Source organism: Caenispirillum salinarum, assembly GCF_044803115.1.
In the GTDB taxonomy this organism is placed as follows: Bacteria; Pseudomonadota; Alphaproteobacteria; order Rhodospirillales; family Rhodospirillaceae; genus Caenispirillum; species Caenispirillum salinarum_A.
This window is the reverse complement of record NZ_CP085224.1, coordinates 2,948,143-2,974,710: the sequence shown is the minus strand read 5'-3', so window position 1 is coordinate 2,974,710 and position 26,568 is coordinate 2,948,143. Positions and strand designations below refer to the sequence as shown.

Genomic DNA, 26,568 nt, shown 5'->3' with positions numbered 1-26,568 from the left:
CGGCCGCCGCGCGATCACCCCTTGACCTTCCCGTGACTGGAACCCCAACATTGGGTCCAACATTCCAGTTTTGGGAAAGATAAGCGGCATGAACATCCAGTCTCCCGCCGACAGCACCGCCGCCGCGCAGCCGCATTCCGTCGCCCTGCCGGTGCGCGGCATGACCTGCGCAGCCTGCTCCACGCGCCTGGAGAAAGTGCTGGGCAAGGTCGACGGCGTGACGCAGGCCAGCGTCAGCTTGGCCGGAGAGCGCGCCGACGTCCATTACGACCCCGCCCGCGCCGCCGTCCAGGATATCGCCGAGGCCGTGGCGAAAGCCGGTTTTATCGTCCCCACCACGACCATCGAGGTCGGCATCGAGGGCATGACCTGCGCGGCCTGCTCCACGCGCCTGGAAAAGGTGCTGGGCAAGGTGCCGGGGGTGGAGGCGGCGACGGTCAGCCTCGCCACCGAAAGCGCCCGCGTGACCGTGCTGGAGGGTGTCGCGACCCAGGCCGACGTCATGGCCGCCGTCGCCAAGGCCGGCTTCCGGGCCGTTCCCCGCACCGACACCCGCGCCGCCGCCGAGGAGGCCGAGGCGAAACGCGAGGCCGAGAACCGGCGGGAAATGCTGGTGCTCGGCGCCTCCATCCTGCTGACCCTGCCGCTGGTTGGCGGCATGGTGGCGGAACTGGCCGGCGGCTTCATGCTGCCCGGCTGGTGGCAGTTCGCGCTGGCGACGCCGGTGCAGTTCCTCATTGGCTGGCGCTTTTATACCGGCGCCTGGACCAGCCTGAAGGGCGGCGCCGGCAACATGGACGTTCTGGTCGCCATGGGCACCTCCGCCGCCTGGGGTCTTTCGACCTGGAGGGTGCTGGCGGGCGATGCCCACGCCGGCCTGTACTTCGAGGCCTCGGCGGTGGTCATCACGCTGGTGCTTCTGGGCAAGGTGCTGGAGGCCCGCGCCAAGCGCGGCGCGGCGTCCGCCATTCGCGCCCTGATGAAGCTGCGGCCGGAAACGGCGCGGGTGGAGCGCGGCGGCGACGTGACCGAGATTCCGGCCGACGCGGTGGCGCATGGCGACGTGGTGGTGGTCCGCCCCGGCGAGCGCCTGCCGGTGGACGGGGAAATCCTGTCGGGCCGCACCAGCGTCGATGAAAGCCTGATTACCGGCGAATCCATGCCCGTGGTCAAGGAGCCCGGCGATGCCGTCACCGGCGGGGCCATCAACGGCGAAGGCATGATCCGCGTCACCGCCACGGCGGTGGGCACGGAAAGCACGCTGGCGCGCATCATCCGGCTGGTGGAGAACGCCCAGGCGTCCAAGGCGCCGGTGCAGAAGCTGGTGGACCGCATCTCGGCCGTCTTCGTTCCCGTGGTGGTGGTGATCGCCATTGCCACGTTCCTGGGCTGGTGGCTGATCGGCGGCGCGCCGGAAGCGGCCTTCGTCGCCGCCGTCTCGGTGCTGGTGATCGCCTGCCCCTGCGCGCTGGGCCTGGCGACGCCGACGGCCATCATGGTCGCCACGGGCATGGCCGCGCGCAAGGGCGTGCTCATCAAGGACGCCGAGGCGCTGGAGCGGGCGCACGACGTGACGGCCGTCATCTTCGACAAGACCGGCACGCTGACCGAGGGCCGTCCGTCGCTCACCGACGTGGCGGCCGCCGAGGGTGTTGCCGAGGCCGACATCCTGCGCCTGTCCGCCGGCGCCCAGGCGGGCAGCGAGCATCCGCTGGCCCGTGCAGTGCTGGAGGCCGCGAAGACCGACGGCATCACCCCGCCCGCTGTGTCGGACTTCACCGGCCTCGCCGGGCGCGGTCTGTCGGCGGTGGTGGAGGGGCGGGCGATCCTGCTGGGCTCCCCGCGCCTGATGCAGGAAAAGGGCGTGGACACTTCCGCCCTGGCCGCCCGCGCCCATGCGCTGGAGGAAGAAGGCCGCACCATCATGTGGCTGGCGGAACTCATAGAGGGACAGGAGACGCCCCGCCTGCTGGGCTTCCTGGCCGCCGCCGACACGGTCAAGCAGTCCGCCAAGGGCGCGGTGGAGGCGCTGAAGGCCGCCGGCGTCACCCCCGTCATGCTGACCGGCGACAACGCCCGCGCCGCCCGCGCCGTCGGCCAGAGCCTGGGCATCGAGCGCGTGGTGGCCGAGGTCCTGCCCGAGGACAAGGCGGCCGAGGTCGCGCGCCTGAAGGGCGAGGGCCATGTGGTCGCCATGGTGGGTGATGGCGTGAACGACGCCCCGGCGCTCGCGGCGGCGGATGTGGGCATTGCGATGGGCACGGGCACGGACGTCGCCATGCACACGGCCGGCATCACGCTCATGCGCGGTGATCCGGGCCTGCTGCCGGAAGCCCTTGGCTTGTCACGCCGCGGCTACAGCAAAATCCGCCAGAATCTGTTCTGGGCCTTCGCCTACAACGTGGTGGCCCTGCCGCTGGCGGCGGCCGGCATGCTCTCGCCGGTGATCGCGGGCGCGGCCATGGCGTTCTCCAGCGTCAGCGTCGTGTCCAATTCGCTGCTGCTGCGGCGCCATAAATAACAACAATCGGAGGAAACGCATGAATATCTCCCAGGCGGCACGGCGCTCCGGCGTCCCCGCGAAGACCATCCGCTATTACGAGAGCATCGACCTGATTCCCGAGGCCGACCGCACCGCCAGCGGCTATCGGGTGTATTCCGACAAGGACGTGGAGCGCCTGCGCTTCATCCACCATTCGCGACGGCTGGGGTTTTCGGTGAAGGAGGTCGCGGACCTGCTGGCCCTGTGGGAAGACCGCTCCCGCGCGTCCGCCGACGTCAAGGCGGTGGCGTCCCGGCGGGTGGAGGAGATCGACGCCAAGATCGCCGAACTGACCAGCATCCGCGACACGCTGCTGCACCTCATGGATCGCTGCCACGGCGACGACCGGCCCGACTGCCCCATCCTCGACACCCTGGCCGATACCCGCGGCTGCCATGACGCGGATCAGGAGGATGAGGCGGCGGAAACGCGCCGCTCCGCCTGATCGCGCGAAAGAGGCGGGCACACATTCGCGCGCCCTTTCAAGCCGCTCGGCGATGGTGCTAAGGTGATGCTCAAGAGAGGCGGCGCGGCGGGTCAGGCCGGCCGTCTCCGTCGTTTCCACTTCCCCAGGACCCAGGACCGACCGTGGCCGACACTTCCAAGTCCCGCGCACGCCGGCGCCCTTCTTCCGCAGCATCGGCGGGGGGCAAGGCGAAGGCCAAGCCCAAGGCGAAAACCAGCGGGGCCAAGGCATCGGCCGCCGGCAAGGGGTCGGCAAAAAGCCCGGCCAAAAGCCGCCGGCCGGCTGCTTCCAAGGGCACGTCCGCGCCATCGCGGCGGCGCACCGCGCCGGCTGGCCGCAAGGGCGGCGGGAAGAAGGGTGCGGCGGGCGGCCGCGGGCTGCCCGGTCTGTCGTTGCGCACGCTGGTGATGGGTTCCGTTGCCGCGGCGCTGGTGGTGGTGGGCGCTGCCATCGGGGTGACGGTCGACAAGGCGCTGCGCGACGATCCCGCGCCGCCGGCCGTGGAAACCGCTGCCGCTCCGCCCGTGCCGAAGGGTGATCCCGCGCCGGCGCCCGCGCCCGCGCCCCGCAAGACGCCGCCGGCTTCTGAGCCGAAAGCCGTCGAAACGCGCGCGCCCCAAGCACCGGCGCCGGTGGCTCCGCCCAAGGCGCTGGCCTCGACGGAAGCCATGGACTACGCCCACGCCGCACGGGAGTACGAGGAGGTCCCGCCGTCAAATCCGCCCGCTCGCGCCGACACGGCACCCAGTCGCGTGCCGGCGCCTCGGGTCAAGCCGCAGGTGCCCGAGGAGCACCAACTCGCCGCGCTCCCGACGCCGCCGAAGCAGGTACTGGCGCCGTCGCCGCAGCGGTTCAGCGGCGACGCGCCCTGGCTGCGCAATGCCGTTCCGGCCCCCGCGGTCGACGGCCGGCCCATGATCGCCGTGGTGATCGACGACCTGGGCGTGGACAAGCGCCGCTCGGCCAAGATCGTCACGCTGGACGGCCCGCTGACGACGGCGTGGATGACCTATGCCGATGACGTGGCGGATCAGGCGCGTGCGGCCCGCGCCGCCGGGCATGAACTGATCATCCACATGCCCATGGAGCCCCTGAACCCCGACATCGACGGCGGCCCCGGCGTCCTGCGCACCAGCATGACCGCCGATCAGGTCCGCGCCCAGGTGCGGGCGGGCCTGAGCCGGTTCGAGGGCTATGTCGGCGTCAACAACCACATGGGCAGCAAGTTCACCGCCGATGCCGCCGGCATGGCGGTGGTGATGGACGAGATGCGGGCCAACGGGCTGCTGTTCCTGGACAGCAAGACCTCGCCGCGCTCGGTGGGGGCGAGGCTGGCGGCGGAGGCCGGGGTGCCCCATGCCGAGCGGCACGTCTTCATCGACAACAAGGACGACGTCGCCTACGTGCTTGGCCAGTTGGCGGAGACCGAGCGGATCGCGCGCCGGACGGGGTACGCCATCGCCATCGGACACCCGCACGACGGCACCTTCGGCGCGTTGAAACAGTGGCTCCCGACGCTGAAGGACAAGGGCCTCGTGCTGGTTCCCCTCTCGGCCATCGTGCGCGAGCGCATGGGGCAGGGCTGACCCTTGACCTTCCGGCGGTGGGAAGGTTTACGTTCGCGCCGTTGAGATGCAGGAGGGATTGATCATGAGCAAGACGTATTCGGTTGCCGGCATGACCTGCGGCGGCTGCGCCCGGTCGGTGGAGCAGGCCATCAAGGGGCTGAAGGAGGACGCGGTGGTGTCGGTCGACGTCTCCACCGGCCAGGTGACCGTGGAGAACGGGCCCGACGACGCGGCGGTGGAAAAGGCCGTGGACGACGCCGGGTTCACCTATGGCGGCACGGTGGCGGCGTAAGCGCCCATCATCGAAGGCCATGAAAACGGGCGCGGGAGGGTTTCCTCCCGCGCCCGTTCCGTGTGCGAAGCCCGGTGCGTCAGGCCGCTTGGCTGGAATTGGCCTCCGCCTGCTGATGCTCGATCGCGCGGGCATGGCCCTGGCTGATGGCGATGCGGCGGGGCTTCTTTTCCTCCGGCACTTCGCGCTTCAGCTCCACGTGCAGCAGGCCGTTGACCAGGCGGGCGCCTTCCACCTTGATGTGGTCTGCCAGCTCGAAGCGGCGCTCGAAGGCGCGGGTGGCAATGCCGCGGTGCAGGAAGGTGCGCGGCTCGGCCGCCTCGCCGGTGTCGTCGCGGCCCATGCGGCCGCGGACGATAAGGGTGCTGTCCTCCACCGTCACATCCAGGTCGGATTCGGCGAATCCGGCCACGGCCATGGTGACACGATAGTCATCCTCGCCGAGCTTCTCGATGTTGTAGGGCGGGTAGGACAGCGCGGCATCGTCCAGCCGGGTGGCGGCGTCGAGCAGGCGGCTCACGTTGTCGAAGCCGACGGTGAAACGATGCAGCGGGGAAAGATCATAGGAACGCATAACCATATCCTCCTTGGAGCGACACAGCGTTCGCGGCGCGTCCGAAGACCGCGCCGATTGATGGTGATGTGCGTCCCGCCGCCGGCCCCGATTGTCGGCGACCGGGGGGAACGAGGCGGATATGGCGCGCGTGCATATTCACGTCAAGAGGGTTTAAGGCCCCGATCGGTACCGTCATAAGGGCGCTGCGCGCCGCCTGAAAACAGGCCGACAACATATTGAAAATGTTTGGTTTTCCATGATATTTCCCGCGCCACTGGAAGAAGCGGCCCGGCATGCCCATCTGTGAGCCATGGATACCGTCACGCAAATGCTGTTCGGCGCCGTCGTCGCCCAGGCCGGCTTCCGCCGGCGGCTGGGGCGCGGGGCCATCGTGGTGGGTGCGGCCGTTGGGCTGGTGCCGGACCTGGACGTGGCCGCCGGCTGGATCGCGGGGCCCTTCGCCAACTGGGTCCACCATCGCGGCGTGACCCATTCCATCTTCTTCGCGCCGGTGGTGGGGCTGCTGACATACTGGGCCTTTAAGGCCTGGCAGGGCCGAAGGCCGCCCGACCGGCGCATGGACCTTGATCGCGTCCGGGGCTGGACGTGGCTGACCGTGCTGGTGCTGGCCACGCATCCCGTCATTGACGTCTTCACCAGCTACGGCACTCAGCTGCTCGCACCCCTGTCGCGCCATCGCTTCGCCATCGACGCCATGCCGATCATCGACCCGCTCTACAGCCTGGCGCTGGTGGTGGCGCTGGGGATCGGGGCCTTCGCCAAGCGCCGCGTCGGGCTGGCGACCACATCGGCAGTGGCGGCGCTGTTCTTCATCGGCGCCTACACGCTGTTCGCCTGGAGCCTCAATGATCGGGTGGAAGAGGTGGCGGCGGCGCAGCTTTCCGACCCGCGCGCCGACGTGACCGCCTATCCGACGCTGTTCCAGCCCTACCTGCGCCGGGTGGTGGCGGAAACGCCGGAGGAGGTGCGCGTCGGCTTCTACTCGGTGCTGAATCCCGAGCCCATCCGGTGGAGCACCTTCGACCGCGGCGACCGCCCGCGCACGGTGGCGACGACGCGGGAGGCGGAAATCTTCCGCTGGTTCGCCATGGACAAGGTCATCTGGCGCAGCCGCGCCAACGGCAACGGCGAAACGGTGGTGGAAGCCCTGGACTACCGGTACGGCCTGTTCGGCGGGTCGGAGTTGGGCTTCTGGGGAATCCGCGCCGTGGTGGACGGCTCCGGCCGGCTGGTGGCGGGACCGGAGACCTTCGTCAACCGCCCCGACGCCGACCGCGACCGCCTGACGCTGTTCTGGCGCGCGGTGGTCGGGCCGTCGTCGTAGGGGCGGCGCGTCACCGCACCATCAACAGCGGGATCTTGCAGGTACGGATCATGGTGGTCGTCGTCGACCCCACGATGAACGACCGGATGCGGGAGTGCCCGTAGGCGCCCATGACCATCAGGTTGATGTCCTCGTCCCGCACGTAGGCGGTGATGACGTCGTCGGCGTCGCCCTGGCGCGTCACGGCCTCGGCGTCGATGCCGTTGGCCTTGAGCGTGTCGGTGGCCCAGGTCAGCTGGCTCTTGCGTTCCGAGCCCTCGTAACCCACCGACAGAACGTGGCAGGTCAGGCCCTTGAGCAGCGGCGAGCGGCCGATGGCCTCCACCGCGCGCCGCGCACTGGGGCTGCCGTCAAACGCAATCAGCACCTTTTCGATGGGCTTGAACGCGCGCGAGGCCACCAGCACCGGCCGCCGGCTGGCGCGCACGACGCGCTCCAGGTTCGCGCCCAGGTGCTCGGAGGCCACGTCGTGGGTTTCGCCGCGCTTGCCGATGACGATCAGGTTGGCGGCGTCCTCGAACTCGTCCACCGTCTCCACCACCGTGCCGTGGCGCTGGGTGAGGATCACCTCGGACACGCCGGCGGCGCCGAGGCGCTTTTCGGCGTCTTCCAGGATCAGGCGGGCGCGCTTCTGCGCCACCTTGGCTTTGACGCTGTCCAGTTCCGCCAGTTGCTCCAGCAGCTCGTCGCGGGCGTCCACGCCGATGGAGCCCGACAGGTCCACACCCCCGCTCTTGCGGTCGCTGTGGTGATCCAGCACATGCAGGATTTCCACGCTGGCGTCGATGCGCTTGGCGGCCCAGGCGGCATGGTCGTAGACGCTGGCGGCATAGGGCGTCGAGCCGTCGGTGCAGGCGAGAATCTTCTTGTCGGCCATTGCTTTGCGCATCCCCCCTTTAGTGGCCCATGAGGCTGTCCATGGCCCCCGGCTTGTCGTGGATGGCGAGCTTGTCGACGATGGTCGCGCTCGCCTCGTTCAGGCCGATCAGCTCGACCTCGGTGCCTTCGCGGCGGAACTTGAGCACCACGGTGTCCAGCGCGCCGACGGCCGTCAGGTCCCAGAAGTGGGCGCGGGTCAGGTCGATCTCGACACGCTCCAGCACCTCCTTGAAATCGAAGGCTTTCATGAAGGTATCAGAGGAGGCGAAGAATATCTGCCCCACGACGCGGTAGGTGCGGGTGTCCGGTCCCGTCTTCTCCGAACCGATGGCGGCCACCTGCGCCACCTTGCGTGCGAAGAACAGGGCCGAGAGCAGTACGCCCACCAGCACGCCCTGGGCCAGGTCGTGGGTGATGACCACCACCGCCACCGTCGACAGCATGACGATGCTGGAGCTTTTCGGGTGGGTCTTGAGGTTGCGGATGCTCGACCAGCTGAAGGTGCCGATGGACACCATGATCATGACCGCCACCAGCGCCGGCATGGGAATCTGGCTGACCAGGTCGCCCAGCACCAGGATCAGGAACAGCAGGAACACGCCGGCGCACAGCGTCGACAGGCGCCCGCGGCCGCCGGACTTCACGTTGATGACCGACTGGCCGATCATGGCGCAGCCCGCCATGCCGCCGAAGAAGCCGGCGACGATGTTGGACGTGCCCTGGCCGACGCACTCGCGGTTCTTGGCGCTGCCCGTGTCGGTCAGCTCATCGACGATCTGCGCCGTCATGAGGCTTTCCAGCAGGCCGACGACGGCCAGCGTAAGCGCCGTCGGAAGGATGATCTGAAGCGTTTCCAGGGTCAGCGGAATGTCGGGCAGCAGGAACACCGGCAGCGTGGCGGGCAGTTCGCCCATATCGCCGACGGTGCGCACGTCCATGCCCATGAAGATGGCAAACGCCGTCAGCACCACGATGCTCACCAGCGGCGACGGCACGACCTTGGTCACGCGCGGCAGCAGGTAGATGATCGCCAGCCCCGCCGCGACCATGGCATAGGTTTCCCAGGTCACGCCCGTCAGTTCGGGGATCTGCGCCATGAAGATCAGGATCGCCAGCGCGTTGACGAAACCCGTCATGACCGACCGGCTGACGAACTTCATGTACTGGCCGACCTTCAGCAGGCCGAACCCGATCTGGATGATGCCCGTCAGCACGGTCGCCGCCAGCAGGTATTGCAGGCCGTGGTCGGCCACCAGGTCGACCATCACCAGCGCCATGGCGCCGGTCGCCGCCGAGATCATGCCCGGCCGGCCGCCGACGAAGGAGATGACCACGGCGATGCAGAACGACGCATACAGGCCGACCTTGGGGTCGACGCCGGCGATGATGGAGAAGGCGATGGCTTCGGGGATGAGTGCGAGCGCCACGACCATTCCGGCAAGCACGTCGCCGCGAACGTTCGAGAGCCACTCGCCCTGGAGGCGCGAGAGGGAGGTCATCGGTGCGAGTCGTCTTTCGTGTCTGGGAGGCGGGCAGCCGCTGAGGGCATGCACGACTCCGTCCGAGCCTGCGGAATGAGCGGGTCGGACGTTCCCGCCGGCCTGCCTGGGCCGGGTTGTTCTTGTGGTGTGTCAGAAGCGGCGTGTATACGCGCTCCGCCCCTCGCGTGCAACCCGACGGCGCTGAAAAAGCCTTCGCTCGGGATGAACCCTATGGCCCCATGTCCTCTGCCCAGGCGTTGTGGGGCGGGCGGTCCTTGTAGAAGTCCAGGATGAACTGCCAGCCCTCTTCCGCCGTCTCCACGAACTTCATGATGGACAGGTCTTCGGGCGAGATCGTGCCGCTTTCCACCAGATGGTCGAAGTTCACCAGCTTGCGCCACCATGCCTCGTTGAACAGGATCACCGGCATGGGCTCGATCTTGCCCGTCTGGATGAGCGTCAGCGCCTCGAACAACTCGTCCAGGGTGCCGAAGCCGCCGGGGAAGCAGGCCAGCGCTTCCGCCCTTATCAAAAAGTGCATCTTGCGCACGGCGAAGTAGTGAAAGTTGAACGACAGCTTGGGCGTGATATAGCGGTTGGGCGCCTGCTCGTGCGGCAGGACGATGGACAGGCCGATGCTTTCCGCCCCCACGTCATGGGCGCCGCGGTTCGCGGCCTCCATGATGCCCGGCCCGCCGCCGGTCACCACCACATAGCGCCGCGCCTCCGGCTGCTGGCTGTGTTCGGAGACCAGGCGCCCGAACTCCCGCGCCACGTCGTAGCTGCGGCTCAACTCCGCCACGTTGCGCGCCACCGTCAGGCCGCGCTGGGCCACCGGATCGTCCGGCGCGGTGGCGGCGGCCTTTTCCGCGGCCTCCAGCCGCGCGGCGGCGGCCTCGGGATGGGGCACGCGGGCCGAGCCGAAGACCACGATGGTCGAAACGATGTTCTCTTCCTGCAACAGGATCTCGGGCTTCATCAGCTCCAGTTGCAGGCGGATGGGGCGGGCGTCGCGCGTGGTCAGGAAGTCCAGGTCGGTGAAGGCCAGGCGGTAGCTGGGCGACTGGGTCTGCGGCGCCTGGTCGCGCGCGACGTTTTCGTCATGGGAGCGCTTGTCCTCGGCGGCGGTGGGAAAGCGGCTGCGGCCGTTGCGCGACATGAAAAACCTCGTGGGGGAGCACCGAATGGGCGGGGGCGGCACTCTACAGCGGCAGCCGCCCCGTCGCCTAGAGCCTTAACGGGAACCGGGCGGTTTCAGATGCCGTCGCCGGCCATGACCGTGCCGGTGCGGCGCTCGACCTCTTCCAGCAGGTCGTGCAAGGGAGCCTCGAAGACGCCGTGGTCTTCCAACTCGCGCACCGTATTGATGAGGTAGTCGCGGTTGAGGCCGCCCTTGCCCATGGCCTCCATGATGATCTCGGCCGAGGGGCCGACACCCAGGTCGCCGGCGTACTGCCGGTGCGAGGGATCGGCGACGAAGGTGTAGCAGGTGACCGGCCGCCCGCTGTCGCGCAAGGCGACGGGCAGCATGGCCTCGGTGTAGGCGTAGCCGATCAGCTCCCGCTCCCGCAGATAGTCGCGCACGGCGGGGGCATTGTCGCGCGCCACTTGAAAGGCGACGCCGGGGCAGGCGCCGCCCGGCGCCAGGCCCAGCACCAGGCCCGGATGGTCGGGCGTGCCGCGGTAGTGGGTGGAATAGATGCAGAACCGGCGCTGATAGCCTTCCAGCACGGCGGGCTCCCAGTGCAGGGCGGTGAAGCCCGGTTTCCACATCAGGGAGCCGTAGCCGAACACCCAGAAGTCGTCGTCGTTGAAGTCGGTCATGAGCGACTGTCTTTCCGGTCAAACGATTTGCTCGCGCCATGGCTGGGCCTCCCGGATGATTGCATTGAGGATTGTGATGAGCTTGCGGGCGACGGCGATGATGGCAACGAGCTTGGGTTTGCCCTGAGCGACGAGGCGATCCCGAAACCCCTTGAGCAGGGGATTGTGCCGCGCGGCGACGAGGGCCCCCATGTAGAGGGCAGTTCGGACGGCGGCACGGCCGCCGCCGATGAAGCTCTTGCCACGCCATTTGCCGGATTGCCGCGTCCACGGCGCCAAGCCGACCAGAGCGGCGATTTGCCGGCGGTCGAGGGTGCCGAGTTCCGGCAGTTCGGCGATCAGGGTGCGAGCGATCTGGTCGCCGACGCCGGGAACGGATTTGAGGAGCTCGACTTTTTCCAGCCAGCTGGGCGACCGGCGGATGCTGTCGTCGATGTCCAGGTCGATGTCGGCGAGTTCCTTCTCGAGTGCTTTCAGCAGCCGCCTGATGCTCCTGGCCGTCCGGGAAGAGGCCCGTTTGAGCCTTTGGTTCTCCGCACCGATCATCGCAATGATCTGCCGTCTGCGAGCGACGAGATCGGCCAGCGCCTCGGTCTCGGCGTCAGGCAGCGGGCGCACTTCAGGCTTGGTGGCTTCGGCGAAACGAGCGATCACCGCAGCGTCGATCGGATCGGTCTTGGCCCGTTTCCCAAGGGCTTGGGCGAAGGCACGCACGCGCGCCGGATTGACCACGACGACCGGAAGGCCGGCGGCGGCCAGGGCTGCCGCGACGACGGTCTCGAAGCCGCCAGTGGCCTCGATCGCGATCCGCTCGGCGCCGAGCGGCTTCAATCGCTCGACCAGATCCGACAGCCCGCCATGATCGCGCGGAACATGGAAAGCGGCCATCGAAGGCGAGGTGGTGGCGACGTCCAACCGATCCTTCGAGACGTCGATGCCGATGTTGAGAGCGTCCATCCGATCCCATCCTTGCGCAAGCGGGCTTCGCTTCGAGCGGCCCAAGCGACTGTTCGGGTTCGATGGAACGGCGGACGAGGACCCTGGCTCACACACGGGCTTGGTGTCCCTGAGGGGCGTCGGTCTCTCGTCCGCCACCGCAACCGGTATCATACCGGATTCGGCACATGCTAAGTTACAAGGGGCGATGTCGTCATGCCGGCAGTATGGCCGAAGCCCGCCGGCATGACGAGGGGACGATGCGGCCCGTCGGCGTCACCTGCTTTCGGACGCGGCTGCCGCCTCGGCGGTCTGGGTGTCGGCCAGCAGGTCCCGCAGGGTCTGCAGCGCGATGCGGCTGTCGCTCTCCATCACCTGGCTCAGCCACAGCAGCGCCTGTTCCTGGTTGGCGCGCGGCAGACCGTTGGCCTGCAGATACGCCTTGGCGAGCGCCAGGCGGGCCGAGGGGTGCCCCTGCTTCGCGGCGCTGAAGAAGTACTCCACGGCCTTGGGCCGGTTTTCCTCCACGTACCGCCCGCGCAGGTATTCCCGTCCCAGCGTGGTCTGGGCGCCGGCGTGGCCCTGTTCGGCGGCGGCGCGCAGAAGCTCTGCGCCGCGGGCGGTGTCCTGGGGAATGCCGTTCTCGCCGCGCAGCAGCGCCCGCCCCAGTTCGTTCATGGCCGAGGCCTGCCCCGCCTCCGCAGCGCGGGTGAGCCACTTGCGCGCCTGTTCGGGGTCCTGTTCCAGGCCGCGGCCTTCCAGGTAGCTTTCGCCCAGAAGCTGCGCGGCATAGGGCTCCCCGGCCTCGGCGGCGGCGGTGAGAATGGCGCGGGCCTTCTCGCGGTCCTGGGGCAGGGCGCCCTTGCCGGTCAGGTAGGCCTCGCCGAGGATCAGCCGGGCGGACGTGCTGCCGGCATCCGCCGCCTGTTGCAGCAGCGCGGCGCCGCGCTCGGGCTCGGCCGGGACGCCGTTGCCGGTCAGCAGGACCTCGCCCAGGTCGCCGCGTGCGCCGGCATGGCCGCGGGCGACGGCGGTCTTCAGGAAGTCGACGCCGGTCTGCGGGTCGCGCGCCACGCCTTTACCTTCCAGATACATGCGTCCGAGCGTCGCGGCGGCGCCGGCGTGGCCCTCGGCGGAGGCCTTCTTGAGCCACCGTTCGGCCTGCTGCGGCGAGCGCTCGACGCCCTGGCCCGCCAGGTAGGCGCGGCCCAGGTCGGCCATGGAGCCGGCGTGGCCCATCTCGGCGGCCTTGCGGATTTCCCCGATGCTGCCGCCGTCGGCGCGGGCGAAGTAGGTGCGGGCGAGCGCATCCTGCGCCGACGGATGACCCGCGGCCTTCGCCTTGTTCAGCCAATACTCCGCTCGGGCCAGATCGGTCTCCACGCCCGTGCCTTTGCGGTAGGCGCGGCCGAGCACGACCATGGCGTAATCGTCGCCGGCGGTGGCGGCTTCCTCCAGCAGCGCCACGCCACGCGACGGCGATCCGCCCGGGATGGTGCCGTCCAGGTAGGCGGCGCCCAGCTTGGTCTTGGCCGTGACGTTGCCGGCCTGGGCCGCCTGGCGCAGCAGTTGGGCGGCGCGGCGCGGCTGGCGGGGCAGGGCCTCGCCCTCCAGGTAGGCCGTGCCCAGTTCCAGGGCGGCGCTTCCCTGTCCGGCCCGGGCGGCCTGGGCCAGCAGGGTCTCGGCGCGCTGCGGATCGGCGGCGGTGCCCTTGCCGTGAAGGAGGGCCTCGCCCAACTGCGCGGTGGCATAGTCGCTGCCGGCTTCGTGGCCGCGCTGCAGGTAGCTGACGGCCTTTGTCGGATTGGCCGGCACGCCCTCGCCGTCGAGGTAGATGTCGCCCAGGGCGGCAAGCGCCAGGGCGTCGCCCTGGGCCGCTCCCTGTTCCAGCAGCGCCACGCCGCGGGCGGTGTTGCGCGGCAGGGCGCGGCCTTCGACGTAGGCCCGGCCGAGCGTCACCGCGGCGTTGGCGTCGCCCTGTTCGGCCGCGCGGGTCAGCCAGCGCTCGGCCTGCTGCGGCCGGGCGGGGCCGCCGTCGCCGCCCAGGTAGGCCTTGCCCAGGTGGGTCATGCTCTCGACGTCGCCGGCCTCGGCCGCGCGCTGGAGCAGTTCCAGTCCGCGCTGCCGCTCGCCCCGCGCCAGCAGGGCCTCGCCGGCCTCGCCCATGGCATCGGCGTCGCCGGCCTCGGCGGCGGCGGCCAGCCAGCGGCGGCTGCGCTGCGGATCGGCGGGCAGCAGGCCGTCCTCGCTGTAGAGCCGCGCGAGCTTGACCATGGCGTCGGTGTCGCCCTGCCGCGCCTGCTTTTCCAGCGCCTGGGCGTAGTGGCGGGCATAGTCGCCGCTGCGTTGCGGGTCTTCGCGCAGCCAGCCGCCGGGGCCGTGGGCGACGGCCAGGGCGCGCAGGGCTTCGGCGTTGCCGGCGGTGGCGGCCGCCCGGTACAAATCGGCCGCTTCCTTGGGTTTGGGCTCAACGCCTTCGCCGGCGGCGAGCATGGCGGCCAGTTCGGCGCGGGCGTCCGGCCCGGCGCCCTTTGCCACGGCCTGGCGCAGCAGGCGGTAGGCAAGGGGGTCGTTCTCGGGCACCCCCTGTCCGTCACGGAACATGCGCCCAAGCTTGAACGACGCCTGTTCCTGGATGGGCGACGGGCGCCGCAGGGCCTCGCCGTACAGGTCGGCGGCCCGCGAGACGTCCTGCGGGACGCCCTCGCCGCGTTCGTACATCTTGCCCAGTTCGTAATAGGCGATGGGGTACTCGTCGTCGGCCATGCTGGTCAGGATGGACAGGGCGCGCTGCGTGTCGCCGGACTCGCGGGCGCGGCGGGCGTTCTTCACGCGGTCCCAGGCGATGGAATCCATCTCGATGACCCGGCCGCCGTCGAACCAGTCCTCGTAGGCGGGGTCGAGCTGACGGGCCTCCTGCGGTGCGCGGGGCGCATCGACGCTTGTTCCGGCGCCCGCGCAGCCCGCCAGCAGGGCCACGGCGGCGGCGGAGGCGAACAGGCGGCGTTGAACGGCGGAACGGCGGTCGGTGCGGGTCATGGAGCTTTCTCCTGTTATCGATCGGTCTCGGCGGGCCGGCCGGATGCGGCGCTGTCGGATCGGTGCGGCCGTCACCAGGCTTCCTCGCCTTCGGTCACCAGCGTCTTGCGCTTGTCGCGGGCGACCGTTTGTATCTGTGCGTCAGGGTCCATGAAGTAGAGCGTGACGTAACCACCGGCGCTGCGGTTGTAGACCGGGCGCTGGTAGCGGATGAATTCCGACAGCTTGGCGTTGTCGAAACGGGACAGGTAGATTTCCATCCAGGCGAAATACTGGTCGTCCAGCAGGAAACCCTTGTACTGGTCCGCCGGCGCCAGATCGCCCAGCCGCTGGGGGTCTTCGATGACGTTGATGGCGAACCTCACAGCGTCGTGGATGGAGTTGCCGTTCACCGTCATCTCGAAGACGTCGTAGCCCTGGCGCTCCACGATCTGCATGATCGGGATCAGGTAGAGCAGCGCATAGTTCTGGTAGTGCATGGCGCGGCGGCCGCGCTGCATCTCCAGCGGCATGGCGCCCTCGTCGGTCATGTCGTGCAGGGCCGAATAGATGGCGCTGACGCCGAAGCGGAACAGGTCGTCATCCTCGCTCATGACGCCGATCATGGCGGCGTAAAGGGCGCGGCGGTAGAAATGGTTGTTGCAGCAGCTGGGGTGCTCGCCGGGAATGACCGAGTGCTTTTTCGCCAGGCGCCGCATCCATTCGTCGACCCGCTCGGTTTGCTCGTGCATGTCCTCGACTTCGTTGCGCACGATGGAATAGGCCAGCGCGGCGGCAAAGATCATGGATTCCGTGGAATACCACGCCTGCGGCTCGGCAATGGTGTAGTGGAAGTCCATCAGCGCGTCGGCCTGGGCCCACTTGTCCAGGAACGTCACCAGGCATTCGGCATAGTAGGGATCGCCGCTGGCGACGTAGGAGCCGGCGAGTTCGGTCACGCTGTCCTCGAACTGGAACAGCGGCTGCGCCGCCACACGCCAGGCATCCGGCTGCGGATAAAAGGCGGGAATGCGGATACGGTGGTCCAGCGGCGGCAGCGCCAGAAGCTGGGCACAGCTGGGGCCGGTCTTCAGGTCCTCGGCGATCTGCAGGAGCATGGGATTGCGCGTGCGATCCAGCAGGGCACGGCGCTCCGCCACGTCGAAGTAGGAGGCGCCGGGATCGGTCACCGTGTACTCCGACAGGTCCAGCGCCCGGCGTTCCTCAAGCGTCAGCGCGTCCGCCGGGCCGGCTGCCAGCGGCATGGCGGCGGCGGCGCAGAGGCCCAAGGCTCCGGCGGTCAGTCGGCGCAGGATGGTCGGGATGGTCGGCATTCGATACGGGCTCCCGGTGCGGAAAAAGGGGGGCGGGGGGCATCAACCCCGGCTGTCGGCGGCTTCCGTGCCGGACGGTGCGTAGAGGCGGAAGTCGCCGAAATCCGCGTGCTGGTCGCGGGGCGTGCGCCATTCCTTGCCGCTGCCGCCGAAGAACGTGGAGAACATCAGGCCGCTGATGGCGTCATCCTTCTCGGTGCGGTAGGCGATGTCGTCCTGCTCCAGGATCGGCTTGCCGTCGATCCAGATGCGGGCGATGCCGTCGGCGCGGTCGGGGTCGTTGAGGATCACCTCCTGCTCCACCGTCACCCAGCGGCCGGTGGGGAAGGTCCACAGGCCGCGGCCGACGGACAGGCCGTAATCGGTGTCCTTGCCCTTGTTGGCGATGTACTCGTACACCTCGCCCTGGCCGTCCTCGCGCCACATCAGGCGCATGGAAAAGCCTTCCTCGCCCGAAACGTCTTCGCCGCCGGACGGTGCCTTGCCGCCATAGAGGCCGGGCAGCTTGCCGCCCTTGACGAAATTGAAGCCTTCCGGGAAGCGCACCTTGTAGCGCAGGCAGGCGCGGTCCGTGCCCGGCGGAATTTCCATGGCGCTGTAGAAGCCGGCGCCGCCCTTGCCGTTGTCGCTGGGGCTGGAGGTGCCTTCCGGATAGGTCACCCGCAAGGCGTGCTCGCCAATGCCGCTGTCGCGCGGGCGCAGGACGCGCACGTTCTTCTTCGTGCCCCACTGCTTGCGGCTGTCGAAGCCTTCGCGGATGGCCTTCTTGCCGTTGCGCGCGGCCAGGGCCGGCGTCAGGTCGGCGACCAGCGGATAACGGACCGAACAGGCGACCACGGCCGGCGTCCTGGTGATGGCGTCGGGGTCGGTCGCCTTCAGGTCCGCGGCCGCGCCCGCGGGTGCGGGCAGGGCGGTGGCGGTGGAAACCACCAGGGCGGCGAGGGCGAAAGCCCCCGCCACCCGCGTGGCCGCGTTCCGCCGTGGGGTCGGAACGGCGTGTCGCATGATAGGCATCCCTTGCTGTGTCACTCCGCCGCGCGGCGCAGGGGCGCGGCCTGTTCCTGGGCGGCGAAGCGCGGCGCGCGGCCGATGCAGTGGTAGTCGAAGCCGTTGGCGATGGCCTCGTCGCCGTCCCAGATATTGCGCATGTCGATGACCACCTTGCCGCGCACGGTGGCGGCCAGACGCTTGAGGTCCAGCTCCTTGAAGTGCGCCCAGTCGGTGACCACGGCGACGGCGTCCGCACCGGTGGCGCAGGCGTAAGGCTCGTCGCAGATTTCCGCCGCTTCCTTGCCGAAGACGGCCTGGGCATGCTCGGCGCCCATGGGGTCGTGCGCCTTGACCCGCGCGCCCATCTCGTGAAGCTTGCTGACGATGGTCAGGGCCGGGCTGTCGCGGACGTCGTCGGTGTCGGGCTTGAAGGTCAGACCCAGCACGGCGATGGTCTTGCCCTCGACCGAGCCGCCGCAGGCTTCCACGATGCGCTCGCACATGCGGCGCTTGCGGTCCTCGTTGGCGGTGATGACGGCTTCCACCAGGTGCTGCGGGCTGCCGTTGCGCTGGCCGATGACGGCGAAGGCGTTGGTGTCCTTGGGGAAACAGCTGCCGCCATAGCCCGGCCCGGCCTTCAGGAACATGGGACCGATGCGCTTGTCCAGGCCCATGGAGCGGGCCACGTCCTCGACGTCGGCGCCGGACTTCTCGCACAGGTCGGCGACCTGGTTGATGAAGGTGATCTTGGCGGCCAGGAAGCTGTTGGAGGCGTACTTGGCCATCTCCGCCGTTTCCGGGTTGCACTCTTCCACCGGAACGCCGGTCAGGGCGAGCGGACGGTAGATGCGGCGCAGGACGGTCATGGCACGCTCGGTGTCGGCGCCCAGGACCACGCGGTCGGGGCGCATGAAGTCGCCCACGGCCGAGCCCTCGCGCAAGAACTCCGGGTTGGACGCCACGTCGAAGTCGGCGTTCGGGTTTTCGGCGCGGATGATCTCGGCGACCCTGCGGGCGGTGCCGACGGGCACGGTGGACTTGTCGATGATAACCGTATAGCCGTTCAGGTGCGGCGCGATGCCCTTGGCGGCGCCGTAGACGTAGCTCATGTCCGCTTCCGCCTGTCCGTCGGCCTGCGGAGTGCCGACGGCGATGAAGACCGCGTCGCTCTGGGCGACGGCCGCGCCGGTGTCGGTGGTGAAGTCCAGCTTGCCGGCTTCGTGATTGGTGACCACGATGTCCTCCAGGCCCGGCTCATAGATAGGCATGATGCCCTGTTTCAGGCGCTCCACCTTGCCCTCGTCCAGGTCGACGCAGGTTACGTGCGCGCCGAGTTCGGAAAGACAAGCGCCGGAAACGAGGCCGACGTAACCGGTGCCGATGACGGTAATGTTCATAGGTAACGCCTCTTTTGATTTGATCCCGTAGTCGCCGGCATGGAGCCGACTGTATTTTGTCTCGCCAATACTACGGCTGTTCCCGGAAAAGGTTTCCCGGGTACGCCGCAGGGCGTAGCGGTTTTACTTGCTACCTTCGCCTTGGCCTTCGCCTTCGGGCTTGGGTTTGGGCATGGTGACGCCCTCCGCCTCCTCGGAGGCGTCCGGCACGGCGGCCGTCTGTTCCGGCACCTGACCGCCAGCGCCCGTGCCGCCGGCATCGGTGCCGCCCGCCTCGCTGCCGGAACCCTGGGGCGTCGCCGGCTGATCGCTTCCGCCGGCCGGGGCCCGCTCGCGCGGTTCCGCCGGCGGGTCGGTGCGGTCGATGGGAATGCCGGTTTCCTCGGCCGCCTCGTCGACGGCACCGCTGATTTCGCGCCACGCGGCGCCGGCGGCGCGGCCGGCAGTCTGGATCGCGGCCCGGCCGCCCTGCCACACCCACTCGGCGGCCTCGTCCAGCACCGGGGCTTCCGAGAAGCGGACGTCCACGGGCACGCCGACGGCGCTGGCAGGCAGGGGCTGCTCGGGCACCAGCAGGACGCTGGCGATGTTCTGTTGCTGGCGCACCCACTTGGGGAAGCCGGCGCGCGGCTGGCGCTCCACGTCCAGCGACACCGCATGCACGCGGGCTTCGATGGGTTCGCTGGCGTTGGGCAGGGCCACGAAGGCGCGCTGGTGCGGCTCGATGCGATCGATCTGGCTCATGTGGACCAGCGCCTCGACCAGCAGGTCGTCGTCGCCGGTCTCGATCAGCGTGATGATGCGTTCCGACTGGCCGATGTAGCTGCCGCCAGCGGCGCTGCGGGCCCAGGCCACAAGGCAGTTGCAGGGACTGTAGACGTCGTTGGCCGCCATGCGGGCTTCCAGCGCGGCGATCTTCGAGACCTCGAAGTCGCGCGCGGTCTGGAACTCGTCGATGCGGGCGCGGGCGATCTCGGCGTCCACCAGGCTGTATTTGACCGGGCCGTCTTCCGGCGGCGCGGCGGTTTCGGCCATGGACACCTTTTCCACCTGCGGCTGGTTCAGGCGCTCCTGCACGTTCTCGATCAGCCGCTCGTTGTAGCGGTAGGCGGCGCGGGCAAGCATGAGGTCCGTGCGCAGGTCGCTGTTGACCACGCGCACCAGCAGATCGTCGCGGTTCACGCGGTCCCCGGCCTCAAGGTTGTGCTCGGCCAGGACGCCGGAACCCGGCGCGCGAATGTCCACCCGGGGCGCAGTGACGGCGGCGAAGTCGGGCTCGATCAGCATGAAGTTGCGGTAGGCGGTGGCGCCGACCACCGCCAGCAGCACCGCCGCCGCCGCGCCCAGGGCCAGATAGCGGCCCCAGGGCTTGGGGCGCCTGTCGTGCTTTTCGCCCGCCTGTGCCGCCGCCGCCGCCGCGGCGGCGGACCGCTTGCGCGGGGTCTGCGGGTCCTCGTCATCGACCATGTCCTCAAGCGCCGCATAGCGGCCGCTCAGGTAGGTGCGGATGACGCGGCGCAGGACCTCGCGGTGGCGCTGGTCGATCTCGGTGATCTCGAAGGCGGTTTCCTGACCTCCGTTGCGTGACCGCGAGCGGATGGCGCGCGCCGTCGCCGGCACGATGAGTTGTGCCGGACCCGCCGCGATCAGCAGCGACACCTCGGCCACCGCGCCGGCCTTCGGCGCATTCTCGCCGCGCACGGAGAAGCCGCCCAGCGAGAGGTCGCCGCCGCGCAGCACGCGGTTGTCCTTCGTGAACTCCACGCTGAAGGGCACGGGCACGCGGATGAAGTGGCGCTCGTCGCGGCGCTCGTGGCCGATGCGCGTCTCGTCGGCCTCCTCCTCGGCGCGCTGGGTGCGCGCGGCGTCGTCGTGGGAGTGCAGGTCGGCATCACCCGGGCGCTCCGCACCGCCCGCCGGGGCGGCGGTTCCAGTTCGCCGGCCCAGGTGGGGATCGCCATCGCCGCCGCCGGGGCGGTCAGCCGGCGCGGCAACGGGGGCCGGACCGGTCAAAGAGATCAGGCGGGGATCAGGCATGTGTTCGCGTCTCCTCGCGTGGTTGGTCGCAAGCCCCGAAGCGCGGGGCAATCATTGGAAGTCGGTTCATCGCGTGATGCGGATATCAAAGCTCCGGCGCATCGCCTCCGGGCTTGGCGTCGGCGGCCGCCGTGCGCGTCGGCTCGGAGCGCAGGGCAACGGTCAGGTCCGTCAGCCGCACCGGGCGGTCGAGCCGCAGCGTGCAGGGCGCGGCACTGGTGCAGGCGAGCCGCCCGCCCGGCTCGAGTTGCCGCCCGTCGGCGCCGCTGATGGCCGGAGCGAGGCCGGCAGAGACAAGCAGCGTCGTTCCGCCGCGCTCGTCCGAACCCTCCAGGCGCGCGGCCCGCAGCTTGCCCAGCGCCCCCAGGTGCTCGGGAAGGGTGCGGTCCAGGATCAGGCGGCCGGGCGGCAGGCGGACCTCGCCGCCCTGCGGGGCGTCGGCCATGGCGCGCGCGACCCAGTAGCTGTCGCCCCGAGGCTCGTCCGCGGCGCCCTCGGCAGGTGTCGCGCGAAGGTTGGCAAAGGACTCGTCCATGGTGGACAGCGACATCCGGTCGGGCGGCAGCATCACGCCGGTGGCGACCGCCAGGATCATGAGCAGGCTGCCCAGGGTGACGCCGTGCATCACGTGCCCCATGCGGCGCTGGCGGCGGGCCTTCCTCAGGTCGTTCGGCTCGCCGGCGGAAATGCCCTGGCGCGACCACTTCTGGCGGTTGAAGCGGAAGCTGACGTAGGTCTTCAACCCGGCGCCCACGATCTGGTTGTAGTAGAGCAGCGGCACCCACAGCAGGCTCAGCCGTCCGCGCTGCGCGGCCAGGATCAGCGTCGCAACGCTGCGGGTGAACAGGATCCACAGCAGGTAGGCGAAGATGAACGACGGCCGCACGAACAGGGTCAGCATGATGGCGACGGTGGGCCCGATCATGGTGGTCCACATGGACAGCCGCTGGTCGATCAGGCTCCACCAGGTGAACAGGCCCATGGGGCGCGGGCCGAGTGCGATGGCCCGCCCACTGGTGCGCAGCATGTTGCCGTACCAGCGGCGCATCAGGTCCATGGTGGACTTGAAGAAGCGGTCACGCTCGGGCAGTTCCTCGAATCCGGAGACGTAGACGTCCGGCACATAGAGCATCCGCCAGCCGTTCTTCAGCAGCCAGTACCAGGTGGACTTGTCGTCGCCCGACAGGAATTTGAACTTGCCGAAGCGCCAGTGCTCGATGTGGTCGTTGGCGACCAGGTCGATGAAGCCTGGGGCGGCGGCCAGCTCGGCGCGGAAGAGGCTGTAGCGGCCGGTCAGCACCAGCAGGCGCTCCGACACGGACATGGACGACATGACCAGATGCCGCTGCGCATAGCGCAGGTCGTACCATTCCTTGGTCAGGTCGTCGCCGTCGACGATGGCGCTGTTGTTGGTGGTCAGCGCACCCAGTCCGTCGTCGTTGAGGAAGAAGGGCATGGTGCGGGCGAAGGTGCCTTCCTCGATCCGCACGTCGCCGTCCATCAGCACCGCCAGGCTGCGGTGGCTGGGCATGCGGCGCGAGATGGCCCGCAGAACCTCCGCCATGGCCGAGCGTTTGCCGTCGCCCTTCTGGAACATGTACGACATCTCGATGTTGGCGGGGTAGCCGTGCTCCTCCATCACGTGGTCGAGCACATCGATGTCGCTGCGGTCGGAGATCGCGGCGAAGATGACGGTGGGCACGCCGTAGTCCCTGGCTTCGCGCACCAGGGCGTCATACACCGCGAAGCTCACCTCCGGCTCGATGCGGAACGAGGTGCACAGCACGTAGATGGCGTCGGGCTTCTCCACCGCGCCGACGGCGTCGGCCTGGGCGCGCAGGCGGGGAAAGATCCGGCGATTGAACCAGGCCGACCGGATGGCCTGGACGAACCACCACGAATACCGCCACACGCCGATGACGCCGATGGCGAGGATGAAGCTCTGGCTGGCGGGCGAGAACACTTCCGGCGGCAGGTTGGTGACCAGCAGGATCACCAGGGCCGCCATCAGCAGGAAGGTCGTCAACTCCGTCGTCCAGGATGCCCGTGTCACACGGGCATCAGGGCTCGGTCGGTCCGACATGCGGTTCTGATCCCTCGTCGCACGGGGTGGGCCGTACCAGTCCGGTCGCCCCTGCGCGTCCGGGAAAATCCGGGGCAGGATAGAGGCGACGGCGGCGGCGTTTCCTCGTGCGGTTGACGTTGTGCGCGGGCGGCGCGAAAGGCGGCCTTCTGCCGCATGCGGCTGGTGCCCGCTTCGTTACCGGACCCAATGCGGGGATCGAACGGAGGGTTTCGTCTCCACCTGTGACAATAATTGGACAGATCGACTTGATGTGTGCGCTGCACAACACCGGTGCGTGCGGTCGAATGATGTATCCGCTACTCAAAGTTATTTCTGCGAAAGGGGAAGCGCTGGGGATTGCGCCGCCTTGGGCCGCATATCGGTCGAGCCAGAACTGTCGCAGCAAGCGTCGGGACTTGTTTTGGACTTCCCGAAACATTCCAGGTATGCAAAGAGAACAACCCTTTGCGACCTAAGGTCTATGACTTAGGACCCATTAAATTATTCCTTAAGATATAGGTGGTAGGTCGAAGGTGCTGTCCAAACGCAGGGGAAAGAAGGGCGCATCATGACCGCACTGATTGATTACATCATCACTAGCGAGTGGAATGGCGGCTACGTCATCGAGGTGTCCGTCGCCAACACGGGAAACACCACGATCCAAGACTACAAGGTCGGCTTCACCCTGCCCGCCGAGGTGGACACGGTGTGGAATGGTGTCGTCACCGATCACAGCGGCGATGCCTGGGTCGTCATGGACGACGACGAGAAGAACGACCTGCGCCCCGGCGAGACCATCACCTTCAAGATGAAGGTGCTGACCACGCGCGATGGCATCGAGCCGGCCAACTTCACCGTCAACGGCGAACTGGCAGAGATGGCCCCGCGCCCCGACGAGACGCCGGATGCTTTCGTCGACGGTGTCGCGGTGGTGGCGGCCGGGACTTCGGCGGCCGAGATCCAGGCGCTGCTCGACAAGGCGCCCGAGGGCGGCGTGGTGCGGCTTGAGGCCGGAACCTTCACCCTGGACGCCCAGTTGACCATCACGCGCAGCGACGTGACGCTTGAAGGCGCGGGCAGCGGCAGGACCACCATCGTCTTCACCGACGCGGCCCTGGACGACGGCCCCGGCATCCACGTCGCCGGCACCAAGACCGTACATGCGGGCGGCCTGCACGCGGATGTCGTCAAGGGCCAGACCACCATCACCTTGACCGAGGACTACGGCCTGTGGGTCGGCGATACGGTACGCCTGTGGCAGGACAACGACACCGAGTTCCTCAATCAGATCGAGGACTGGGACTGGCGCATGAACGACGTGCCGCTGCGCACCAGCATGGCGAAGGTGGTTGCCATCGACGGCGGCACCGTCACCCTGGACCGCGGCGTGCATTTCGCCATGGAGGCATCGCTCGGCAAGGTGGAGCGCATGGACACCCTGTCCGGCGTGGCGCTGCAGGGCTTCGACGTCCGCTTCCAGTTGGGCACGCCCGACTACACCCTGTTCGAGAACGTCCACACCCACCTCGACCGCTACCGCGCCATCGAGTTAGAGGGCACCGTGGGCGCCCGGGTGGCCGACGTCGGGGTCTACGACGGCCCCTCGGTCGCCTTCGAGTTCACCCGCAGCATGGACATGGTCGCCGACCGGCTTACGGCGCGCGGCGCCTTCAACAAGGGCGACAACGGCAACGGCTACGCCTACGAACTGCGCGAGAGCTATGATGGCGTCTTCACCAAGCTGCAGGACGGCGACATGCGCCATGGCGTCGTGTTCGCCAGTTGGGCGTCATCGGTGAACAACAAGATCCACGTCGACTACACCGACCGCGACGTCAATTTCCACGGCGGCCGCGACACCGGCAACGTGGTGCATGTGGAGAAGTCCCTGCGCGAAGCCGCGGCCGACGACATCTCCACCACCGTCTGGTGGAATGACGGCGAAACCTTCGGTGCGCCCACCGACAGGACCGCCAACCAGGTGCTGTTCGACTATGTCATCGGTTCGCGCCGGGACGACGACATCCAGGGCGTCGACACGGGCGTCTACCTCAACGGCCGCCACGGCCATGACACCCTGCGCGGCGGAGCCGGCGACGACATCCTGGAGGGCGGGCGCGGCGATGACCTGCTGCTGGGCGGCGACGGTGTCGACACCGCGCGCTATGAACGGGCCTTTTCGGACTACGTGGTGTCCTACGACGGGCAGGGCCGGGTGCTGATCGACGGCTATGCCAGCGACGACATCCTGGTGGACGTGGAAAAGGCCGTCTTCGCCGACGGCACGACGCTCGACCTGAAGACCCTCCAGGCGACGCCCGGCGTGCCCACCGCGCGGCCGACGCCGGACGAGATCGTGCCGCAGGAAGACGTCTACTTTCCCGGCAGCACGCCCGCGACCCAGCCGCAGCTGACGGCCACCACCCTGACGGAAAGCCGCTGGTCGGCGGGTTACGTCATGGCGGTGGAGATCACCAACCACGGTGACGAGCCCCTGGCCGATCCGCAGGTGAGCTTCCGCCTGCCGGTCGCCATCGACACGCTCTACGGTGCGCGGCTGGTGTCCCGGTCGGGCGACACCTACACCATCGCCGGAGAGCTGGTCGAGCCCCTGGAGCCGGGCGCGACCATGCGCTTCTGCTTCAAGGCTTATGACGACGTCAGCCACGAGCCCGCGGCCCTGACGGTGAACGGCATGGCCGTGGAGGCCGGCGCCGCGCTGCCCGACCCCGGCACGCCGGCCGTCGCGGACGAGACCGGCGGTCTGGACCCCAACACCTTGACCCAGGTCACCAGCGAGATCACCAGTTCATGGTCGACCGGATACGTGACCGAAGTGACCATCACCAACACGTCCGACGTGCCGGTGGACGACGCCGCGGTCACCTTCGACCTGCCGGCGGTGATCGACACCATCTACAGCGCCGTGCTGACCGATCACGGCAACGGCCGCTACACCATCCATGACGACAGCGGCCCCATCAACCTGGGGCCGGGCGAGAGCTGGAGCGTCAAGTACAAGGTCTACGACGACGCCCGGCCGCTGCCCAAGGTTGTCTCGGTGGATGGCCATGCGGACCTGGGCCTGGCCGGCATCGGCCTTCCCGACCCGACCATGAAGGGCACCTCGGCCGACGAGACGCTGAACGGCACAAGCGGGGACGACGTCATTGACGGGCGCGGCGGCGCGGACACCTTCGCCGGCGGCCTGGGCGACGACATCTACCGCGTCGACAGCAGCGCCGACCGGGTGGTCGAGTGGGCCGGGCAGGGCCGCGACATCATCGACACCACCGTCTCTCGCGGTCTGGAAGCGGGCGTGGAGGTGCTGCGCGCCATCGGCTCGGGATCGCTGTCGCTGACCGGCAACATGCAGGCCAACGTATTGGTCGGCAATGCGGCCGACAACGTGCTGTCGGGAGGCCTGGGCCGTGATGCCATGGAGGGCGGCGCCGGGGCGGATGTCTTCCACTTCGGCGGTCTGCTCGACAGCCGCGCCGACGCGCCCGACGTGATCGTCGATTTCCGCAAGAGCGACGGCGATCGCATCGATTTGTCGACCGTCGACGCCGATGCGCTGACCGAGGGCGACCAAGCCTTCACCTGGACCGGCGACGGCGGGTTCAGCGGCGTCGCGGGCGAATTGCGCCGCGAGGGCGACCTTGTGCAGGCCGACGTCGACGGCGACGGCGTCGTCGACATGGCGATCGAGGTGCGCAACGCCTCACTGGACGGCGGCGACTTCCTCCTCTAGCAGCCAGCCGTCTCTCCCAAGGCCTCCCCGCCGTGGACCGCCGGCCGGCGGGGAAGCCTTTCTTCCAACCCCTCCGATCGGGTG

Annotated in this window: 18 protein-coding genes; 6 read left to right on the top strand and 12 right to left on the bottom strand. The window is 68.9% G+C overall.

Annotated elements, in window-relative coordinates; translation table 11 throughout:
- Positions 1 to 88 precede the first annotated feature (88 nt).
- The 4 genes from LG334_RS13575 to LG334_RS13560 all read left to right on the top strand — a co-directional run bounded on the left by LG334_RS13575 (position 89) and on the right by LG334_RS13560 (position 4,868).
- Complete coding sequence (locus tag LG334_RS13575) at positions 89 to 2,521, top strand: heavy metal translocating P-type ATPase (protein WP_404378843.1); 2,433 nt, start codon at positions 89 to 91, stop codon at positions 2,519 to 2,521.
- 19 nt (positions 2,522 to 2,540) lie between these two features.
- Positions 2,541 to 2,987, top strand: coding sequence for a Cu(I)-responsive transcriptional regulator (gene cueR / locus LG334_RS13570; protein ID WP_404378841.1), 447 nt, complete (start codon positions 2,541 to 2,543; stop codon positions 2,985 to 2,987).
- A 428-nt stretch (positions 2,988 to 3,415) separates the two neighbouring features.
- A complete protein-coding gene (locus LG334_RS13565) occupies positions 3,416 to 4,594 on the top strand; it encodes a divergent polysaccharide deacetylase family protein (protein ID WP_404378839.1) in 1,179 nt (392 codons plus the stop codon).
- A gap of 64 nt (positions 4,595 to 4,658) precedes the next feature.
- Positions 4,659 to 4,868: a heavy-metal-associated domain-containing protein gene (locus LG334_RS13560; RefSeq protein WP_404378837.1), complete on the top strand. Its 210-nt coding sequence runs from the start codon at positions 4,659 to 4,661 to the stop codon at positions 4,866 to 4,868.
- A 79-nt stretch (positions 4,869 to 4,947) separates the two neighbouring features.
- Here the strand turns inward: LG334_RS13560 and LG334_RS13555 are convergent, their stop codons facing one another.
- The gene (locus LG334_RS13555; RefSeq protein ID WP_404378836.1) at positions 4,948 to 5,442 is read right to left on the bottom strand and encodes an Hsp20 family protein; all 495 of its coding nucleotides are present in this window, start codon (positions 5,440 to 5,442) and stop codon (positions 4,948 to 4,950) included.
- A gap of 292 nt (positions 5,443 to 5,734) precedes the next feature.
- Between LG334_RS13555 and LG334_RS13550 the strand changes: the two genes are divergently transcribed.
- On the top strand, positions 5,735 to 6,769 hold the full coding sequence (locus tag LG334_RS13550) for a metal-dependent hydrolase (protein ID WP_404378835.1): 1,035 nt from the start codon (positions 5,735 to 5,737) through the stop codon (positions 6,767 to 6,769).
- Between the two features lie 10 nt (positions 6,770 to 6,779).
- Here LG334_RS13550 and LG334_RS13545 read toward each other — a convergent pair whose 3' ends face one another.
- From LG334_RS13545 to LG334_RS13495, 11 genes are all read right to left on the bottom strand, one after another.
- Positions 6,780 to 7,646: a universal stress protein gene (locus tag LG334_RS13545; protein ID WP_404378834.1), complete on the bottom strand. Its 867-nt coding sequence runs from the start codon at positions 7,644 to 7,646 to the stop codon at positions 6,780 to 6,782.
- A 19-nt stretch (positions 7,647 to 7,665) separates the two neighbouring features.
- Positions 7,666 to 9,147 carry a SulP family inorganic anion transporter gene (locus LG334_RS13540; RefSeq protein WP_404378832.1) on the bottom strand — a complete coding sequence of 494 codons (1,482 nt, stop codon included), beginning with the start codon at positions 9,145 to 9,147 and terminating at the stop codon, positions 7,666 to 7,668.
- A gap of 211 nt (positions 9,148 to 9,358) precedes the next feature.
- Entirely contained in the window at positions 9,359 to 10,288 is a 930-nt protein-coding gene (locus tag LG334_RS13535; protein ID WP_404378830.1) for a TIGR00730 family Rossman fold protein, read from the bottom strand.
- 95 nt (positions 10,289 to 10,383) lie between these two features.
- Positions 10,384 to 10,953: a gamma-glutamylcyclotransferase gene (locus LG334_RS13530; RefSeq protein WP_404378828.1), complete on the bottom strand. Its 570-nt coding sequence runs from the start codon at positions 10,951 to 10,953 to the stop codon at positions 10,384 to 10,386.
- 18 nt (positions 10,954 to 10,971) lie between these two features.
- The gene (locus tag LG334_RS13525; protein WP_404378827.1) at positions 10,972 to 11,910 is read right to left on the bottom strand and encodes an IS110 family transposase; all 939 of its coding nucleotides are present in this window, start codon (positions 11,908 to 11,910) and stop codon (positions 10,972 to 10,974) included.
- 255 nt (positions 11,911 to 12,165) lie between these two features.
- On the bottom strand, positions 12,166 to 14,928 hold the full coding sequence (locus LG334_RS13520; protein ID WP_404378826.1) for a tetratricopeptide repeat protein: 2,763 nt from the start codon (positions 14,926 to 14,928) through the stop codon (positions 12,166 to 12,168).
- Between the two features lie 71 nt (positions 14,929 to 14,999).
- Positions 15,000 to 16,241 carry an alginate lyase family protein gene (locus LG334_RS13515; protein ID WP_404378824.1) on the bottom strand — a complete coding sequence of 414 codons (1,242 nt, stop codon included), beginning with the start codon at positions 16,239 to 16,241 and terminating at the stop codon, positions 15,000 to 15,002.
- Between the two features lie 42 nt (positions 16,242 to 16,283).
- Positions 16,284 to 17,246 (bottom strand): polysaccharide lyase, encoded by a 963-nt coding sequence (locus LG334_RS13510; RefSeq protein WP_404378823.1) that lies wholly within the window; start codon positions 17,244 to 17,246, stop codon positions 16,284 to 16,286.
- A 20-nt stretch (positions 17,247 to 17,266) separates the two neighbouring features.
- A complete protein-coding gene (locus LG334_RS13505) occupies positions 17,267 to 18,628 on the bottom strand; it encodes a UDP-glucose dehydrogenase family protein (RefSeq protein ID WP_404378821.1) in 1,362 nt (453 codons plus the stop codon).
- Between the two features lie 123 nt (positions 18,629 to 18,751).
- Entirely contained in the window at positions 18,752 to 20,665 is a 1,914-nt protein-coding gene (locus LG334_RS13500; RefSeq protein WP_404378820.1) for an HlyD family efflux transporter periplasmic adaptor subunit, read from the bottom strand.
- A gap of 85 nt (positions 20,666 to 20,750) precedes the next feature.
- Entirely contained in the window at positions 20,751 to 22,748 is a 1,998-nt protein-coding gene (locus LG334_RS13495) for a glycosyltransferase (protein WP_404378819.1), read from the bottom strand.
- 550 nt (positions 22,749 to 23,298) lie between these two features.
- Between LG334_RS13495 and LG334_RS13490 the strand changes: the two genes are divergently transcribed.
- Entirely contained in the window at positions 23,299 to 26,484 is a 3,186-nt protein-coding gene (locus LG334_RS13490; RefSeq protein ID WP_404378818.1) for a cellulose binding domain-containing protein, read from the top strand.
- Positions 26,485 to 26,568: the final 84 nt, after the last annotated feature.